The sequence below is a fragment of the Stenotrophomonas sp. 78350_Sma genome (genome assembly GCF_056482105.1).
Map to the genome: position 1 here is coordinate 3,606,820 of NZ_CM151182.1, position 17,507 is coordinate 3,624,326.

The window sequence follows — 17,507 nt, forward strand, 5'->3', positions numbered from 1 at the left end:
TCTTTTAGCGCTGGGTACGGTATGGGGACCATGCCGGTTCGCGCACATCACCATCGGCCAGGACCAGGCGCTGGCGAACCCGCGCATCGGCCGAGACGGCATACAACACACCACGGCCACCTTCGCGGGCGGCGTACAACACCATGCTTGCGTTGGGCGCAAAGCTCGGCGATTCATCCAGCGAACCCGGGGACAGCGTGCTCCAGCGCGGCGAACCCAGCGAGCTGTCCATCATCGCGATCTTGTAGCTGTTGCCCGAACCCTGGGCGACGGCGATCTTCTTGCCGTCGTAGGACACCGAGGGCTTGGCATTGTAGTTGCCCTGGAAGGTCACGCGCTCGGCGCTGCCGCCGCCTGCGCCGACCTTGTAGACCTGCGGACGGCCGCCACGGTCGGAGGTGAAGTACACCGCGCTGCCGTCCGGCGCCCAGGTCGGCTCGGTATCGATGGCGAAGTGGTTGGTCAGCTGGGTCAGCTGCTTGCTGCCCAGGTCCATCACGTAGATTTCCGGGTTGCCCGAACGCGACAGGGTCAGGGCCAGCTTGCGGCCGTCCGGCGAAAACGCCGGGGCGCTGTTGATGCCGCGGAAGCTGGTGACCAGCTCACGCGCGCCGGTGCCGATGTTCTGGATGTAGATGGCCGAATTGCCACGCTCGAAGCTGACGTAGGCCAGCTTGCTGCCATCCGGGCTCCACGACGGCGACAGCAGCGGCTCGGCCGAACGCACGATGGTCTGCGGGTTGTAGCCGTCGGAGTCGGCCACCATCAGCGCATAGCGCATGGCGTCGCCCTTGCCGCTGGCGGTCACGTAGGCGATGCGGGTCCAGAAGGCGCCGCGCACACCGGTGATCTTCTCGTAGATGGCGTCGGCCATCTGGTGGGCAACGTCGCGCATGGCGTTGCCACGGGCGGTCATCGCCAGGCCCAGCAGGCGCTCGCCCTTGGGCACGTCGAACAGTTCGTACTCGACGCGGTAGGCGCCAGCACCGGCGTCGAGCACGCGGCCGACCACGATGTAGTTCTGCTTCAGCGCACGCCAGGTGGCGAACTGGATGTCACCGCCGCGCACCGGCTTCTCGACGATCTGCGCTTCGGGCAGCGTGCGGAACTGGCCCGAACGCTCCAGGTCGGCACGGACCACGCCAGCGACGTCGGTCTGCGGTGCAGCCGCCGAACCCTGGTAGGGCATCGGCACGATGGTGATCGGCAACGCGGAGGCATTGCCGCCGATGATGTCGATATCCAGCCCCTTCTGCTGCGCGACGGCAGCAAAGGGCAGCAACAGGGCCGCAAACACGGCAAGCCAGCGAGGCATCTTTTTCATGGAGCGCTCAATAGGGGGAAACCGGAACGAGGGATAACAAAGCGGAAGTGAACCGCTTCGCAATCATGAACCAAGGGTACGTGAATTCCGGGTCAGTTCCAGCCCGTCCTCTCACGCACCGTTAACGTCGTGGCTAACATCGCGCCCGCCTGCCCCGTCACGCCGCCCTGCGGGGCGGTGTTCGACAGCAGTCCACAGACTGCCCGGCCGGAACCGGGCCCACCAGAGGCAGGCACGACAATCGTGGGCACGAGCGGCCGCACTGGCCGCCCTGCCCGGCCGCCTCAGCGATCCTGGGCGGTGAAGGTGAAGTTGAGCGTGCGCGCGAACACCGATTCAAAGCCGCGATACGGCAGCGGCTGCGCATTGAGCACGGCGGCTTCGATCGAACGCTTGCCGGCCTCGTCATACGGGCAGTTCGGGCTGACCTTGGCCTGCATCACCGTGCCGCCCGGAATCTGGGTGATGGTGATCTGGCAGCGCTGGCCCAGCGGCACCGTATCCGGGCGCACCCACTGCGACAGCACCTTGGCCTGGATCGCGGCTGCGTACTTGGCCGAAAGATCGTCGCTGTTGCCACCCCCCCCGGCGGCCGGTTGGGAGGCACCGCTGGAACCGGCAGCGGCACTGCCGGCGGCATTGCGCGCGGCGGCCACCTGGCGCAGCTTCTGCTCGGCCAGCCTGGCTTCCTTCTCGGCCTGCTCGCGGCGGGCACGGATCTCGGCGATCTTCTTCTGCTTCTCGGCCTCGGCCTTGTCAGCGGCCACGCGCTCCTGCTCGGCCTGCTTCTTCTTCTCGTCCGCTTCCTGCTGCTTGGCCAGGCGCAGCTTCTGCTCCGCCTCTTCCTGGCGCTTGCGTTCGGTCAGGTCGATCTGCTCCTGGCGGCGCTTGGCTTCCTGTTCCTGCTTGGCCTTCTCCTGCGAGATGGCCAGCGCGCTCACCGCTTCCTGGTCCTTGGTGTCCGGCTGCGCGACGCGCTCCTGCGCCTGTTGCTGCTGCGGCGTGGGGGCGTCCTGCGGGCGCGGCTCGGGGATCGGCTGCGGCGGCGGGATGGTGTCTTCCGGCACCGGGACCGGCTCGGCCACCGGCGGCGGCAGGTCTTCCAGCTTTTCCGACTGGCGCAGGGCCTGGCGCGCGGCAGAAGCCTCCGACGCAGACAGCGCCAGGCTGGCCTCGACCGACGGATCACCCGCGGCGGCGTCGGTGTTGCGCTCGGGTGACCAGAACCAGGCCACGATGAAGACCAGCGCGACCAGCAGATGCACCAGCAACGCCAGCGCCAGGGGCAGGCCCCAGCCAGGTTCGCGCTGCTGTGGAGGTGGCAGGGCGTCAGCGTGCATCGGTGGCCAGGCCTACCTTGTCTACCTTGGCGCGCTTGATCACATCCATCGCGGCGATGACCTTTTCATAGGCCACGGCACGGTCGGCGGCGACGATCACGCGCACGCCCTTGTCCTGGGCGGCGATGCCGGCCAGGCGGCCTTCCAGTTCCTCGGCCGACACGGCGGTCGGGTCCTTGGCGTCGGGCAGCTTCAGGCTGAGCTGGCCGTCCTGGCGTACCGAGACGATCACCGGGTCCTGCTTGCTCTCCAGCGCCTTGGCGTTGGACTGCGGCAGGTCGACGTCGAAGCTCAGCGTGAGCAGCGGTGCAGTGACCATGAAGATGATCAGCAGCACCAGCATGACGTCGATGTAGGGAACGACGTTGATTTCCGATTTCAGCTTGCGGCGCTTGCGGCGACCGATGGCAGCGGACATGGCTTGGACTCCCGGGTCAGGCGCTTACTCGTCGCCAGCGCTCTGGCGCTGCAGGATGGAGCTGAACTCTTCGGCAAAGGTCTCGAACCGCACCGACATGCGCTCAACGCGGGTGGTGAAGCGGTTGTAGGCCCACACTGCCGGGATGGCCACGAACAGGCCGATGGCGGTGGCGAACAGCGCTTCGGAGATGCCCGGGGCAACGGCGGCGATGCCGGCCTGTGCGCCGCTGCTGATCATGTCGTGCATGGTCACCATGATGCCGAACACGGTGCCGACCAGGCCCACGTACGGGGCGGTCGAGCCGATGTTGGCCAACAGTTCCAGGTTGCGCTCGAGCTGGTCCACTTCGCGGGTGTAGGTGGTGCGCATGGCACGCTGTGCGCCTTCCAGCTGCGCGCGGCCGTCCAGCCGGCGCTTGTCGCGCAGGCGGGTGTATTCGCGGAAACCGGCTTCGAAGATGGCTTCCAGGCCGCCGACATTGCGGCTGCGGTCGGTGGCCGAGCTGTACAGCTTGCCCAGGTCGGCACCGGACCAGAAGCGGTTCTCGAACTCGTCGGCTTCACGGGTGGCCTGCTTGAACACGCGGGCCTTGCGGAAAATGATCACCCAGCTGACGAACGAGCCGACCAGCAGCAGCAGCACGATGATCTTCACCGGCAGGCTGGCCTTGGCCATCAGCTCGAGGTAGTTGATGCCGCCGCCGGTGGTGGCCTGGGCAAGGGTCTGGGTCGCGGCGTTGCTGACGTCGGCCGGCAGTGCCTCGGTGACCGTGGCCTGCAGGGCCAGGAGCGTTGCGATCATCCGTTGTTCCTCAAAGTTCGGATTCGGGGTGGAGGTGGGGTTGCAGCATGGCAAGGACGGCCTCGTCCATGCCACGCGGGCGGAAACTGGCCGCTTCCAGTGCGGCGATGCGGACCTGGGCCGACAGCAGCAGTTCGCCGTCGCGCAGGATCTGCTGCTCGAAGACCATGCTGGCCTTCTTCAGCTGGACCAGGCGGGCGCTCACCTGCAGGATGTCATCCAGCCGTGCCGGCCTGATGAAATCCATCTGCATCGAGCGCACCGCGAAGATCATGCCGTGCTCGATGCGCATGCGCTCCTGGCCGTAGCCCAGCGCGCGCATCCATTCGGTCCGGGCCCGTTCCATGAAGGCCACGTACCGGGCGTGGTAGACCACGCCACCGGCATCGGTATCTTCCCAGTAAATGCGTGTCGGCCAACTGAATCGCGGCTCAACCGACATCGGGAACCTCGGCGAACAGGTCCTGCGGCGGGTTCCTGGGTTTCAGGCCCATGTGCCGGTAGGCCTTGTGGGTGGCCATGCGGCCACGCGCGGTGCGCACCAGGAAGCCCTGCTGGATCAGGTAGGGTTCGACCACGTCTTCCAGCGTGCCGCGCTCTTCGGACAGCGCCGCGGCCAGCGATTCGATGCCGACCGGGCCACCATCGAAGTAATCCACCATTGTTTTCAGCAGGCGCCGGTCGAGCTCGTCGAAGCCTTCCGGGTCGACCTTGAGCATCTTCATCGCAGCCTGGGCCACGGGCTCGTCGATGTGGCCACCGGCCTTGACCTGCGCGTAGTCGCGCACGCGTCGCAGCAGGCGGTTGGCGATACGCGGCGTACCACGCGCGCGGCGCGCGATCTCCCCTGCCCCATCGGCGGTGCAGTCGATGCCGAGGATGCTGGCGGAGCGGCGCACGATCCGGGTCAGTTCCTCGACGCTGTAGAACTCCAGGCGCTGGACGATGCCGAAGCGGTCGCGCAGCGGCGCGGTCAGCAGGCCGGCGCGGGTGGTGGCGCCGATCAGGGTGAACGGCGGCAGGTCGATCTTGATCGAGCGCGCCGCGGGGCCCTCGCCGATCATGATGTCGATCTGGAAGTCTTCCATGGCCGGGTACAGCACTTCCTCGACCACCGGCGACAGGCGATGGATCTCGTCGATGAACAGCACGTCGTGCGGCTGCAGGTTGGTCAGCAGCGCGGCCAGGTCGCCGGCCTTTTCGATCACCGGGCCGGAAGTCACGCGCAGGGCCACGCCCAGTTCGTTGGCAATGACGTGGCTGAGGGTGGTCTTGCCCAGGCCCGGCGGGCCGAAGATCAGCACGTGGTCGAGCGCGTCGCCACGCCCCTTGGCCGCCTGGATGTAGATTTCCATCTGCTCGCGCACCGGCACCTGGCCGAGGTAATCGGCAAGGCGCTTGGGGCGGATGCTGGCGTCGGCGGCGTCATCCTCGCGGGTGGCGCCGGCACCGATGATGCGGTCGTCGGTCATGTGCTGATTATGCGGCAAAAGTACGGGTTTCGGCCGGGCTGCGCCCGGCACCCGCAGAGGCAACGGCAACAGCAACTGCCGGAGCAACAGCCAAAGCTGGCTTCCTGGGGGATGGCGGGGTGGGTCCGGTTGCGGGGGACGCTGCAAGTACGTCCATGTAAGCTCGGTCGCCGCATCCATGCGGCTCACGCCCCCGCAACCGGACCCACCCCGCCTTCGACAGGTTTCTGCGATCTGTCTGGATGGCGTGGCCTGTGCCTGCTCTTGGTGGGTGTCGACCTTGGTCGACACGGTAGATCCACGCCATGCGTGGATTGAACAGAGGGGGAGAGTTGGCTCAGCTTCTGGCGCGCGGTGCCTCCGCAAGCGGAGCCCCCTTGTTGTTCAAGGGGGCGCGCCGATAGGCGGGGGGATAAGGTGGAATGCGCGGAACGCCGGCGCCAAAGGCGCCTGCGTTTCAAGGGGGCGCGCCGACAGGCGCGGGGATAAGGTGGAATGCGCGCGGGGCCCACGGTTTGCGCAGCAAATCGTGGGACGTAGCGCAGGTGGAGATTAAATCTCCACCTGCGCACCGAGTTCGACGAGGCGGTTGCCCGGAATACGGAAGAAGCCCGTGGCCGGGGCCGCGTTGCGATGCATCAGCGCGAACAGCTTGTCGCGCCAGATCGGCATGCCGCGGTTGGCGGTGGCCACGATGGTCTCGCGGCTGGCGAAGAAGGTGGTGTCCATCGGGTCGAAGTAGATGCCGCCGTGGTCGCACGAGCGCATCAGCGCCAGCGGCACGTCCGGGGTCTCCATGAAGCCGAAGCGCACGTAGACCCGGTAGAACTCGTCGCCCACCGATTCGATCTTCAATCGCTGCCCCTCCGGCGCGTACGGCACCGGCAGCGTGACCACGTGCAGGAACACGTTGCGCTCGTGCAGCACCTTGTTGTGCTTGAGGTTGTGCATCAGCGCATGCGGGGCCACGGTCGGGTCGGCGGTGAGGAACACTGCGGTGCCCGGCACGCGCACCGGCGGTGCCAGCATCAGGCCCGGCAGGAAGGTATCCAGGCGGATGCCGTCCTTGCGGATCTCATCGCGTAGCAGTTCGCGGCCACGGCGCCAGGTGCGCATCATGGTGAACAGGAAGATGCCCAGCACCACCGGGAACCAGGCACCCTGCAGCAGCTTGGCGCCGTTGGCGATGACAAAGCCGAGGTCGATGATGAAGAACACCACGCACAGCGGCAGCAGCCAGGCGCGTGCCTTCGGCCACAGCGAGCGGGCCACCAGGGCCAGCAGCAGGGTATCGATCAGCATGGTGGCCGACACCGAGATGCCGTAGGCCACGGCCAGGTTGGACGAGCTGCGGAAGGCCAGCACCAGGCCGATCACCATCACCGCGATGCCCCAGTTGATGCCCGGGATGTAGATCTGGCCGATGGTGTCGTGCGAGGTGTGCTTGATGCGCATGCGCGGGATGTAGCCCAGCTGCATGGCCTGGCGCGAGACCGAGAACGCGCCGGTGATCACCGACTGCGAGGCGATCACCGCCGCCATCGTGGCCAGGATGATCATCGGGTACAGCGCCCACGACGGCACGGCCTCGAAGAATGGATTCTTCAGCGCCTCGGGATGGTTGAGCACCAGCGCGCCCTGCCCCAGGTAGTTCAGCACCAGGCACGGCAGCACGAAGAAGTACCAGGCATGGCGGATCGGCTTGGCACCGAAGTGGCCCATGTCGGCGTACAGCGCTTCGCCGCCGGTCACCGCCAGCACCACCGCACCGAGGATGAAGATGCCGTGCCAGCTGTGCTCCATGAAGAAGCGGATCGCCCACCACGGGTTGAAGGCCTTGAGCACTTCCGGCGCGTCGACGATGTTGTAGATGCCGATTGCCGCAAGCGAGATGAACCAGACCGAGGTGATCGGGCCGAACGCCTTGCCGATCTTCTCGGTACCGAAGCGCTGCGCGGCAAACACCATCAGCAGCACCACCACCGTGATCGGCACGATGAAGGCATGCAGGCCGGGGGCTGCCACCTCCAGGCCCTCGACCGCACCCAGCACTGAAATGGCCGGAGTGATCACGCCGTCGCCGAAGAACAGCGAGGCGCCGAAGATGCCGAGGATGCCCACCACGTAGGCCGAGCGCGACCCGTTGCGCAGCGTGCGCTGGGTCAGCGCCATCAGCGCCATGATGCCGCCCTCGCCGTCATTGTCGGCGCGCATGATGATGGTCACGTACTTCAGCGTGACCACGATGTTCAGCGCCCAGAATGCCAGCGAAAGCACGCCCAGCACGGTGTCGTGGTCGCTGTTGAGCCCGTAGTGCGGCGAGAAGGCCTCCTTCAGGGTGTACAGCGGGCTGGTACCGATATCGCCGAAGACCACGCCGATCGCACCGATGATCAGCGCCATGCCTCCGGCTGGAGGAGCGTGACCGTGGCCGCCGGGGGCAGCTGCGTGCGGGGTTTGACTGCTGGACATGGGACTCCTGGCGAAGCTCAGGCGGTTCGTTGTAGGAAAGGAATGCGGATCAGCGCAGCGCCGACTGCAGCGCCTTGCGGATCACGGTGGCCACTTCGTCGCCTTCATTGAAGGCGTCCCGGGCCATGCGGGCGGCTTCAGCCGGCTTGTAGCCCAGCTGCTGCAGCGCCACGGTGGCGTCGGACAGCGGGTCGGCCGGGGCCGGGCCGCTGCCGGTGGGCAGCGCGCCGCCGGCACCGAACTGGGCGGCGCGGTCGCGCAGTTCCAGCACCATGCGCTCGGCGGTCTTCTTGCCGATGCCCGGGATGCGGGTCAGCGCGGTGATGTCACCGGCCTGGACCATGCGCGCAAACTCCTCGACGGTGACGCCGGACAGCACGGCCAGCGCGATCTTCGCGCCGATGCCACTGACCTTCTGCACGTCGCGGAACAGGCGCCGCTCGCCTTCGCGCAGGAAGCCATACAACGAGACGCTGTCTTCCTTCTGCGAGTAATGGGTGTACAGGGTGACCTCGCGGCCGAGCTCGGGCAGGTCATAGAAGGTGCTCATCGGCGCCTCCAGCTCGTAGCCCACTCCGTTCACGTCCACCACCAGCCACGGCGGCGCCTTGTAGGCGACGATGCCGCGCAGTCGACCGATCATTGCGTGCAGCTCCTCATTTGCGGCCCCACGCCTGGCGGGCGCTGAGCCCCAGGCGGTTGGCCGTTGCCCTTACGTGGGCATGGGTGATCGCCACCGCCAACGCGTCGGCCGCGTCGGCCTGCAGCTTGGTTTTCAGGTTGAGCATGAGCCCGACCATGTGTTGAACCTGTTGCTTTTCGGCACCACCGCGCCCGACCACCGCCAGCTTGATCTCGCTGGCCGCGTACTCGTGCACCGGCAGGTCGCGCAGCACCACGGCCGAGATCGCCGCGCCACGGGCCTGGCCCAGCTTCAGCGCCGAATCGGGGTTGCGCGCCATGAACACGCGTTCGATGGCCACTTCCTGTGGCTCGTATTCGCGGCACAGGTCGGCCAGGCCCAGCACCAGCAGCTTCATGCGCTGCGGGAAGTCGTCGGCGCCCAGCAGCACCAGCGGCTGGTGATGCACGTGGCTGACGCGGCCGGTGGCATCGACATCAATGATGCCCACCCCGGTCCGCTGCGAACCGGGGTCGATGCCGAGGATGCGGGTCATGCTGCGCTCCTGGCGGGGCGGAACGGAATGCGCTGGCAGGCGTATGGGCTCATGACTGTCCGCGGTGACCGTTCAACGGCCCGCGCCCAGGCCGTCAAAGACGGCTCAGGCGTAGGCGTCGGCGCCGAGTTCGGCGTTGGAGTACACGTCCTGCACGTCGTCCAGGTCTTCCAGCATGTCCAGCAGCTTCTTGACCTGAAGGGCGACGTCGCCTTCGACCTTGATGTCGTTGTCGGCGCGGAAGGTGATCTCGGCGTGGTCGGCGACATGGCCCGCAGCGGTCATTGCATCCTTGACCGCGTTGAACGCGTCAGGGCTGGTGACCACATCGATCGAGCCATCGTCCGGATAGACCACGATGTCATCGGCGCCGGCCTCGATGGCCGCTTCGGTGATGGCTTCCTCGTCGGCGCCCGGGGCGAAGCTGAGCACGCCCAGGCGCTTGAACATGAAGGCCACCGAGCCTTCGGTGCCCATGTTGCCGCCGCACTTGCTGAACGCATGGCGGACATCGGCCACGGTGCGCACGCGGTTGTCGGTCAGGCAGTCGACGATCACGGCCACGCCACCCGGGGCGTAGCCCTCGTAGCGGATTTCCTCGTAATCGACGCCTTCCAGTTCACCGGTGGCCTTCTTGATGGCGCGTTCGATCACGTCCTTGGACATGTTCACGGCCAGGCCCTTGTCCATCGCCACGCGCAGGCGCGGGTTGTTGTTGGGGTCGCCTCCACCGCCGCGCGCGGCAACGCCGATCTCACGGATGATCTTGGTGAAAATCTTGCCGCGCTTCGCGTCGGACGCGTTCTTGCGGGCTTCGATGGAGGGGCCTCTACCCATGGGTGCTACCGTCTGGCTGCTTCAGGATCAAGGCGCGGATTCTACCTGATCGGGGGCGGCAACCGTGTCTAGGGCTGAAGTGGTGTCGGGAAGGCACCATCCCGCATGGCGTGGATCTACTGCCGCCGGGCATTGCCGGGCGAACAGCGTGCGAACCAAGGTTCGCACCCACCAGGGCAGGACGGTTCGCACCCACCAGGGCAGGACGGTTCGTACCTACCCAGACAGGCCGGTAGCGCCGGGCCATGCCCGGCGAACCGCCTCACGCGGCGGCGGCATCGCGGCTGTGGTCGAACTGGCCGTGGCGCAGGAAATGCGCGGTCTGCCGCGCGGCATCGGGCGATACCACCAGGCCGCTGTGGCTGGTACGCACCACGCAATGGTCGGCCAGGCCCGGCAGGCGGGTTTCGGCCAGGGCCACGGTGCCATCGGAGGCGTCGTCCATCGCGCCCAGCAGGCTGCCCAGTCCATGCGGTACCGAACCGGCAATCAGGCCGACCTCGGCCTTGCCCTGCCAGTCCGGCAGGCCGTCCAGCAGCAGCTCGCTGCTGCGACCCAGCGCCAGGCCCCAGCCATGATCGGACAACGAGCGCGCGGTGCCACTGCCGCGCAGCGGCGAGCCGAGACAGACCACACGCTGCACCGGCAGCTGAGGATTGCGCCGCAGCGCTTCCAGCGCCAGCAGCCCACCCAGGCTGTGGCCGACCAGCGACAGTGGGCCGGCGTCGGCCAGCCGCTCCAGCAGCTGCGGCACCGCCACGTCCGGGCCACCGAACACCGAGGAATAACCGAACGCATGCACCTGGAAGCCGCGCGCGCGCAGGCGCCAGGCCAGCGGCCCGACCCAGGCGCGGGCATTCCAGATGCCATGCAGCAGCAATACGGGGGGAGTCATGCAAACAGCCTGGCAGTCAGCGGGGCAGGAACGCAGGGTGATTGAACACGCGCGCGCAGCAAGCGGCGGTGAACATCAGGCCGCGCGCGGTGTTCGGCGCAGGATGAATTCGAGATCGTTCGTGTCGCCCACCGGGAACAGGTATTCGCCGGCCTTCTCGAAACCGTAGCGGGCGTAGAAGCGCTGTGCGCCGAAGTTCTCCGACCACACGCCCAGCCACAGGGTGCGTGGGCCTTCGTGTTCCAGCCAGGCCAGCGCGGTTTCCAGCAGGCGGCTGCCCCAGCCACAGCTCTGCTGGGTCTTGATCAGGTACAGGCGCTTGAGTTCGCCGTCACCGGGCTTCACGTCCGCATGCGGCAGGCCACAGGGGCCGGCGGCGGCATGGCCGACCGCCTCCCCGTCCAGCTCCAGCAGCCACACCGCGTAGTCCGGGTGGGCCAGGATCACGCGCTGGCGCTCGACCGTATAGGCCTCCTCAAGGAAGGCCTGAAGGTCCCGCGGCGGATACAGATGGCCGAAGGTTTCGGTGAACGTGCGGGCGGCCAGCGCCGACAGGGTCGGCGCGTCGTCCACAGTGGCGCGACGGATCGAATACATGCAGGAAGTTGACGTCAGCGCGAAGGGGCGGTCAAGCCTTTTCCGAAGATTCCGCTTCTTCGTCTTCCTCGTCCTCTTCCTCGTATTCCTCTTCGTCCTCTTCTTCCTCGCCTTCCTCGTCCTCGTCGTACTCTTCCTCTTCGTCGTCCTCGTAATCCTCGACGCCGAAGTCTTCACCGTCCCAGCGGCCTTCGCCATCGGCGACGAAGGTCAGGGCCATCGCCGCCGGGTTGGTACCGACGCGGACCAGCCAACCACCGAACACGCGTGCGCGCTCGGTGACCAGATTGGCCTCGGCGCCTTCATTGCCCAGCTTTTCCCACTCCAGCGAAAACGCGAACTCGGTCATTGCCTGGATCTCCTGATCAGTTGGTCTTGGGGCGAACCTGGATGTGCACTTCGGCCAGCTGCGCGTCGACGATCGGCGACGGCGCGTCGGTCATCAGATCCTGTGCACCGGTGGTCTTCGGGAACGGGATGACGTCGCGGATCGACTCGGTGCCGGCCATCAGCGCGGCGATGCGGTCGATGCCGAAGGCGATGCCACCGTGCGGCGGCGCGCCGTAGTTCAGCGCGTCGAGCAGGAAGCCGAACTTGGCGCGGGCCTCTTCGGCGCCGATGCCGAGCAGCTCGAACACCGCGCTCTGCATGTCCGGACGGTGGATACGGATCGAACCGCCGCCGATCTCATTGCCGTTGAGCACCATGTCGTAGCCGCGCGAAACGGCGGTACGGGCATTGGCGCGCAGGTCGGCGATGTCGTCCACGGCCGGTGCGGTGAAGGGGTGATGCAGGGCGACGTAGCGCTGCTCTTCCTCGTCCCACTCGAACATCGGGAAGTCGGTGACCCACAGCGGCGCCCAGCCATCGGCGACCAGGCCGAAGTCCTTGCCGGCCTTCAGGCGCAGCGCACCCATGAAGTCGGAGACCTTGTTGTAGCCACCGGCGCCGAAGAACACGATGTCGCCGTTGCCGGCGCCGACATGGGCGACCAGCGCGGCGAAGGACGCTTCGCTGAAGAACTTCTGGATCGGCGAGCTGATTTCGCCGTTGTCGGCGATCTTGATGTAGGCCAGGCCCTTGGCGCCGTACTTGGCAGCATGCGCGGCGTATTCGTCGATCTGCTTGCGGCTCAGCGACGCTCCGCCCGGGATGCGCAGCGCAGCGACGCGGCCGTCGGCATCGTTGGCCGGGCCGGTGAACACCGGGAACTCGCTGTCCTTGACCAGTTCAGCCACGTCCACCAGTTCCAGCGCGATGCGCAGGTCCGGCTTGTCCGAACCGTAGCGACGCATCGCCTCGGCCCAGGTCATGCGCGGGAAGCTGGCATCCAGCTGCACGTCCACCACTTCCTTGAAGATGGCGCGGATCATGTCTTCAACGAAGTCCTGCACGTCGCGCTCGCGGACGAAGGCAAATTCCATGTCCAGCTGGGTGAACTCCAGCTGGCGGTCGGCACGCAGGGCCTCGTCACGGAAGCAGCGCGCGATCTGGTAGTAGCGGTCGAAGCCGGCCACCATGAGGATCTGCTTGAACAGCTGCGGGCTCTGCGGCAGGGCGTAGAACTCACCCGGATGCATGCGCGCCGGCACCAGGAAGTCGCGCGCGCCTTCCGGGGTGGCCTTGGTCAGGATCGGGGTCTCGATGTCCTGGAAACCCTTCTCGTCCAGGTGGCGGCGCAGGGCCTGCACCAGCTTGATGCGGGTGCGCTGCATGCGCTGCATTTCCGGACGGCGCAGATCCAGGTAGCGGTACTTCAGGCGGGTTTCTTCGCCCGGGTTCTCGTGGGCGTGGAACGGCAGCGGCGCGGCCTTGTTCAGCACGGTGATGGCGGTGGCGATCACTTCCACCTTGCCGGTGCGCATCTTGTCGTTCACCGCGTGGCGGGCACGCACGACGCCTTCCACCTGCAGCACATCCTCGTAGCCCAGCGACGCGGCCACGGCGAACACCTCGGCGTTGTCGACCTCCACCGTCACCTGCACGATGCCCTCATGATCCCGGAGATCGATGAAGCAGACGCCGCCCTGGTTACGGGCCACGTCGGTCCAGCCGGCGAGGGTGACAGTCTGGCCAATCAGGGTCTCGTCGACCAGGCCGCAGAAGTGGGTACGCATGGGGGGAAGCTCCGCTGGAGAACGCCGGCACCGGATGGGGGCCGGAAAGCCTCGTATTCTGCGGCCGAGGCCCCGGCCGGGGCAAATCCGGCCAGTCACACCGGCTTGATCGCCCCCCTCCCTATAGTCGGGCACCTGCCACCGTATGGGATGCCGCCATGAAACCGCTGTCCCTGGCCAGCCTGGCCGTAACCCTCAGCCTGGGTGCCCTGGGCACCCTTGCCCTGCCCGCCCCGTCCGCCGCTGCGCAGAACGGGGTGATCCGCTGCGAAAGCCAGAGCAACCGCGAACGGGTCTGCAACACCGGCTGGCGCGGCGCGCAGCTGGTCCGCCAGTTGTCTGGCAGCCCCTGCGAGGAAGGGCGCTCCTGGGGCAGCCGCAATGGCAGCATCTGGGTCACCAACGGCTGCCGCGCCGAGTTCGTCGAGGCCCGTGGTGGCTGGGGCGGCGGCAATGGCGGTGGCTGGGGCGGCAACAACGGCCGACCCGGCGAGACCATCCGCTGCGAAAGCCAGAACAATCGCGAGCGCAGCTGCCCGGTCGGCTGGCGCAATGCCCGCCTGGTCCGCCAGTTGTCCGGCAGTCCTTGCGAAGAGGGCCGTACCTGGGGTGTGCGCAACGGCGCGCTGTGGGTCAGCAATGGCTGCCGCGCCGAATTCGCCGAGGCCCGCGGCTGGGGCGGCGGTGGCGGTGGCTGGGGCGGTGGCAACAGCAACTATTCGGTCACCTGCAGCAGCAACAACAACCGTTCGCAGACCTGCGACTGGGATGACCGCCAAGGCCGGCCGGTGCTGCAGCAGCAGTTGTCGGGCAGCGCCTGCCAGGAAGGCCGCAGCTGGGGTTACTCGCGTGGCCAGGTGTGGGTGAGCAACGGCTGCCGGGCGCGTTTCGGCACGCGGTGAGCATGAGGTCGGATCCCTGGCCAGCGGCCAGGGCTCTGACCCCATCAGGCATCCCGCATCCGCGCATGGCGTGGATCTACTGGGGATTTTCCCGGGTCCGGAGCCCAGCCCTCCGCAGGACGGATCCGAACCCGGGATCAGGGTGCGGGTGCCTTCTCGTCGCCCCACGGCGCCGGCGGCAGGTCGACCGGCTTGCTCAAGTCGAACTGCACACGGAACCGACGGCCCTCCGGGCGCGTCAGCTCGTAGACGAACGTCTGGTCCGGATCGATCTCCATCGCCCAGGTGTTGTGCGTGGAAGCAAGCATGTCGGCACGGCGGAACATCGCCACCGAATCCGCATCGGCCGGGAACTGCTGACGCTCGCCAGTTCCCGGCGGCGTGCTGTCGCCACCGTACAGGGTGATCGCGTCGGGGCTGCCGTCTTCATGGCGATGGTCGTGCTTCAGGCGCAGCCCGTTCGGCGTGCGGGTCAGCACCCAGGTCCGCGAGTGGTCATCACCGACATGGAACGGGATGCGCAGCTCATGCGCCGGATCGGCGCAGCCGCGCACATGCATCACCAGGCGCTGCCCGGCGAACGGGTCCTTGCCGGTCGGTGCCGGCGTGTCCTCCACCACCTTGCCGGCGTAGGCCTGGCCACAGTGGGCGGCGATCGCGGCCATGAAGGCATCGGCCGGTGCGGTCGCCAGATCATGGGCGACCGTATCGGAGCGCTGCGTGCACGCAGCGAGGCTGAGCAGGAGGGCGGCGGTAGCGGCAACGGCAATCGGTCTCATGCCCCAACCCTAACGGCCATGGCCGAAGTGCGCAAACCGCACGCGCAGCATCCGCTCAGCGATCGAGGGCAGGCGCCGCCGGCAGCGTTTCGGTGACCGCCACCGGCGCGGCTTCGCCTTCACCCGCAGGTTCCTGCTCGACCGGATCGACATCGAACGGGGTACGGAACACCAGCGACGGCAGCAGCGTGGTCAGCGCAGCGTAGAGCAGCAGCGCACCGAACAGCACCGCCGGGATCTGGAAACGCTCGCGCATGATCGCCGCCAGCACCAGGGTGAAGATCAGCGTCGGCGCCAGCGCCAGCGAGACCCGCAGGCTGCTGCGGAAGCTCTCGCCGAACATCACCCGGCGCTGCAGCCAGACCACGCCGATGCGCAGCGGCAGCACCACCAGGGTGATCACGATGCCCAGCCCCAGCGCCTCGAAGCTCAGCGCTTCGGCGGGCACCTTGGTGCCGGCGTTGAAGAAGTAGAACGGCACGAAGAACGAGGCGAACAGGCGCAGCGCATGCAGGTTCTCGTGCGAGGCCAGCAGCGGCATGCGCTGGTGCAGCAGGCGCGCGACCAGGCCGGCGATGAACGCGCCGACCAGGTAATACACGCCCAGCAGATAGGTGATGTAGGCCGCGACCATGCCGACCATCACCAGCAACGAGAACTCCGAACCCGGCGCATGCGGCGCCACCCAGCGGCCGAGCGCGATGAACAGCAGCGGCAGGCCGATCATCATCGCCAGCAGGGCCAGGCTGGACAGCGCCATGTGGCCTGGGTCACCGGCCTGCAGCACGATGAACAACGCCGCCAGCGCCAGCAGTTCGCCGGCAATGGCCTTGCTGGTCACCCAGAACCGCTCATCCTCGCTGAGGCCCAGTCGCGACAGCGAGTCCATGATGAAACCGGTGGAGGGCGTCAGCAGCGCCAGCGCCAACAGGCCCGCGGCCTGCCATGGCAGCCCTGCGTAACGCCAGGCCAGCCAGCCCACGCCGAACAACGTTGCAGTGCGGATCACCAGGTGCGCCAGCAGCGGCCACATGCCACGGCGCAGCGCCTGCAGGTCCACTTCCAGGCCGGCGAACAGGAACAGCGAGGAAATACCCAGCGTGGCCAGCAGGCCGATCACCGCATCATGGGCCTGATCGCCCAGCCAGAGCATGCCGATGATGCCGAACAGCAGGCAGGTCAGTGGCGCGGGCAGGCTGAAGCGCTGCAGCGCGCGCGGGATCACCAGCAGCGCGAAGATCAGCAGCAGGTAGATCAATTCATGGCTCATCGGGGTCTTCCGTGGGGTTCGAACGCGCGCAGGATGCGCGCGCCGAACCGATCCGGCAAGCCGTTTCTGGATGACTCCCGGTTACCTCATCCGATCAGTCGATCGGCGATGCGGCCCACCTGTGCCAGCACGGTAGCGCGTTGCTCGTAGCTGATCGCACCCGCCTGCAGATAGGCGGTCAGCACCCAGGGCGTGCCCCCGGCCACGGGCCACAGCACTGCAATATCGTTGCGCGCGTCCTCACCATTGCTGCCGGTCTTGTCGCCAACGCGCCAGCGCTTGCCGAGGCCCGCGCGCAGGCAGGCGTCGCCGGTTTCGTTGTCGATCAGCCAGTCGGCCAGCTGCTGCCGCGAAGCCGGTTGCAGCACCTCGCCCAGCACCACGCGCTGCAGGGTCGTGGCCATCGCCGCCGGCGTGGTGGTATCGCGTGGATCGCCCTTGGCGAAACTGTTCAGCTCCGGCTCCAGCCGATCACTGCGGCTCACCGTATCGCCGCTGGCGCGCAGGAACGCGGTCACCGCGGGCGGGCCACCGACTACGCCGAACAGCAGGTTGGCTGCAGTGTTGTCGCTGGTGATCAGGGTCGCCCGGCACAGGTCGCGCACGGTCAGGTCCTTGCCGGCATGGCGGCGGGTGACCGGTGCGTGCGAGAGCAGATCGGCGTCGCGCACCGGCACGCGCCTGTCCAGCAATGCCGGCATGCGTTCGGCCTGGCTGAGCACGGTGGCCGCCAGCACACTTTTGAAGGTGCTGCACATCGGGAAGCGCTCGTCCTGACGATGACCGATGCGGCGACCGCTGGCAGTGTCCAGCAGGGTCACGCCGAGGCGTCCGGCGCAGGCCTTTTCCAGCGCGGCGAAGTCAGTGGCGGCGGTGATGGCGGCATCGGTGGGTGCGTTGGCGGTGGCCTTGCCCGCAGCACGTGCCAGCAGCGGCAAGGCAAGCGAGGAAGCCACGGCGGCACCACTGAATTGCAGGAATCGGCGACGGGCGAGCATGCGGGTTCTCCTGGGGGACCGCTCGATTATTGAAGCCTTGATCGGGGGCGACCAGCGCAAAAAATCTGCGATAGACATTAGCTAAATTAATGTCTGACGCATTC

18 protein-coding genes are annotated in these 17,507 nt (G+C 67.3%); 1 reads left to right on the forward strand and 17 read right to left on the reverse strand.

The features are described 5' to 3' along the window. Nucleotides 1-4: 4 nt before the first annotated feature. The 14 genes from tolB to aspS form a co-directional block, all read right to left on the reverse strand. A complete protein-coding gene (gene tolB, locus ACZK4H_RS16745) occupies nt 5-1,324 on the reverse strand; it encodes a Tol-Pal system beta propeller repeat protein TolB (protein WP_032128528.1) in 1,320 nt (439 codons plus the stop codon). 284 nt (nt 1,325-1,608) lie between these two features. Continuing rightward, nucleotides 1,609-2,664, reverse strand: coding sequence for a cell envelope integrity protein TolA (gene tolA, locus ACZK4H_RS16750; RefSeq protein ID WP_099551974.1), 1,056 nt, complete (start codon nt 2,662-2,664; stop codon nt 1,609-1,611). Further along, nucleotides 2,654-3,082 carry a protein TolR gene (gene tolR, locus ACZK4H_RS16755; RefSeq protein ID WP_049400778.1) on the reverse strand — a complete coding sequence of 143 codons (429 nt, stop codon included), beginning with the start codon at nt 3,080-3,082 and terminating at the stop codon, nt 2,654-2,656. Before tolR ends, tolA begins: the two co-directional genes overlap by 11 nt. 24 nt (nt 3,083-3,106) lie before the next feature. Beyond that, nucleotides 3,107-3,886, reverse strand: a complete 780-nt coding sequence (gene tolQ / locus ACZK4H_RS16760) for a protein TolQ (protein ID WP_006438802.1) — start codon at nt 3,884-3,886, stop codon at nt 3,107-3,109. A 10-nt stretch (nt 3,887-3,896) separates the two neighbouring features. After that, nucleotides 3,897-4,328 carry a tol-pal system-associated acyl-CoA thioesterase gene (gene ybgC / locus ACZK4H_RS16765; RefSeq protein WP_099551975.1) on the reverse strand — a complete coding sequence of 144 codons (432 nt, stop codon included), beginning with the start codon at nt 4,326-4,328 and terminating at the stop codon, nt 3,897-3,899. Beyond that, the gene (gene ruvB / locus ACZK4H_RS16770) at nt 4,318-5,358 is read right to left on the reverse strand and encodes a Holliday junction branch migration DNA helicase RuvB (RefSeq protein ID WP_099551976.1); all 1,041 of its coding nucleotides are present in this window, start codon (nt 5,356-5,358) and stop codon (nt 4,318-4,320) included. Before ruvB ends, ybgC begins: the two co-directional genes overlap by 11 nt. Nucleotides 5,359-5,910: 552 nt before the next feature. Continuing rightward, complete coding sequence (locus ACZK4H_RS16775; RefSeq protein ID WP_180848865.1) at nt 5,911-7,761, reverse strand: potassium transporter Kup; 1,851 nt, start codon at nt 7,759-7,761, stop codon at nt 5,911-5,913. 118 nt (nt 7,762-7,879) lie between these two features. After that, nucleotides 7,880-8,473, reverse strand: a complete 594-nt coding sequence (gene ruvA, locus ACZK4H_RS16780; RefSeq protein ID WP_005410756.1) for a Holliday junction branch migration protein RuvA — start codon at nt 8,471-8,473, stop codon at nt 7,880-7,882. A gap of 13 nt (nt 8,474-8,486) precedes the next feature. Continuing rightward, nucleotides 8,487-9,008 carry a crossover junction endodeoxyribonuclease RuvC gene (ruvC, locus tag ACZK4H_RS16785; protein ID WP_006386268.1) on the reverse strand — a complete coding sequence of 174 codons (522 nt, stop codon included), beginning with the start codon at nt 9,006-9,008 and terminating at the stop codon, nt 8,487-8,489. A gap of 105 nt (nt 9,009-9,113) precedes the next feature. Continuing rightward, nucleotides 9,114-9,845, reverse strand: coding sequence for a YebC/PmpR family DNA-binding transcriptional regulator (locus ACZK4H_RS16790; protein ID WP_099552808.1), 732 nt, complete (start codon nt 9,843-9,845; stop codon nt 9,114-9,116). A 262-nt stretch (nt 9,846-10,107) separates the two neighbouring features. Continuing rightward, a complete protein-coding gene (locus ACZK4H_RS16795) occupies nt 10,108-10,740 on the reverse strand; it encodes an esterase/lipase family protein (RefSeq protein ID WP_043035110.1) in 633 nt (210 codons plus the stop codon). Between the two features lie 75 nt (nt 10,741-10,815). Further along, a complete protein-coding gene (locus ACZK4H_RS16800; protein WP_099552809.1) occupies nt 10,816-11,337 on the reverse strand; it encodes a GNAT family N-acetyltransferase in 522 nt (173 codons plus the stop codon). Nucleotides 11,338-11,368: 31 nt separating this feature from the next. Further along, the gene (locus ACZK4H_RS16805; RefSeq protein ID WP_099552810.1) at nt 11,369-11,686 is read right to left on the reverse strand and encodes a DNA primase; all 318 of its coding nucleotides are present in this window, start codon (nt 11,684-11,686) and stop codon (nt 11,369-11,371) included. Nucleotides 11,687-11,702: 16 nt separating this feature from the next. Next, nucleotides 11,703-13,454: an aspartate--tRNA ligase gene (gene aspS, locus ACZK4H_RS16810; protein ID WP_099552811.1), complete on the reverse strand. Its 1,752-nt coding sequence runs from the start codon at nt 13,452-13,454 to the stop codon at nt 11,703-11,705. Between the two features lie 158 nt (nt 13,455-13,612). Between aspS and ACZK4H_RS16815 the strand changes: the two genes are divergently transcribed. Beyond that, on the forward strand, nt 13,613-14,356 hold the full coding sequence (locus tag ACZK4H_RS16815; RefSeq protein WP_099552812.1) for a DUF3011 domain-containing protein: 744 nt from the start codon (nt 13,613-13,615) through the stop codon (nt 14,354-14,356). A 137-nt stretch (nt 14,357-14,493) separates the two neighbouring features. Here ACZK4H_RS16815 and ACZK4H_RS16820 read toward each other — a convergent pair whose 3' ends face one another. The 3 genes from ACZK4H_RS16820 to blaL2 all read right to left on the reverse strand — a co-directional run bounded on the left by ACZK4H_RS16820 (nt 14,494) and on the right by blaL2 (nt 17,403). After that, complete coding sequence (locus ACZK4H_RS16820) at nt 14,494-15,135, reverse strand: hypothetical protein (RefSeq protein WP_099552813.1); 642 nt, start codon at nt 15,133-15,135, stop codon at nt 14,494-14,496. Between the two features lie 55 nt (nt 15,136-15,190). Beyond that, entirely contained in the window at nt 15,191-16,405 is a 1,215-nt protein-coding gene (locus ACZK4H_RS16825) for a cation:proton antiporter (protein WP_099552814.1), read from the reverse strand. 86 nt (nt 16,406-16,491) lie between these two features. After that, nucleotides 16,492-17,403: a L2 family extended-spectrum class A beta-lactamase gene (gene blaL2 / locus ACZK4H_RS16830; RefSeq protein ID WP_099552815.1), complete on the reverse strand. Its 912-nt coding sequence runs from the start codon at nt 17,401-17,403 to the stop codon at nt 16,492-16,494. Between the last annotated feature and the right edge of the window lie 104 nt (nt 17,404-17,507).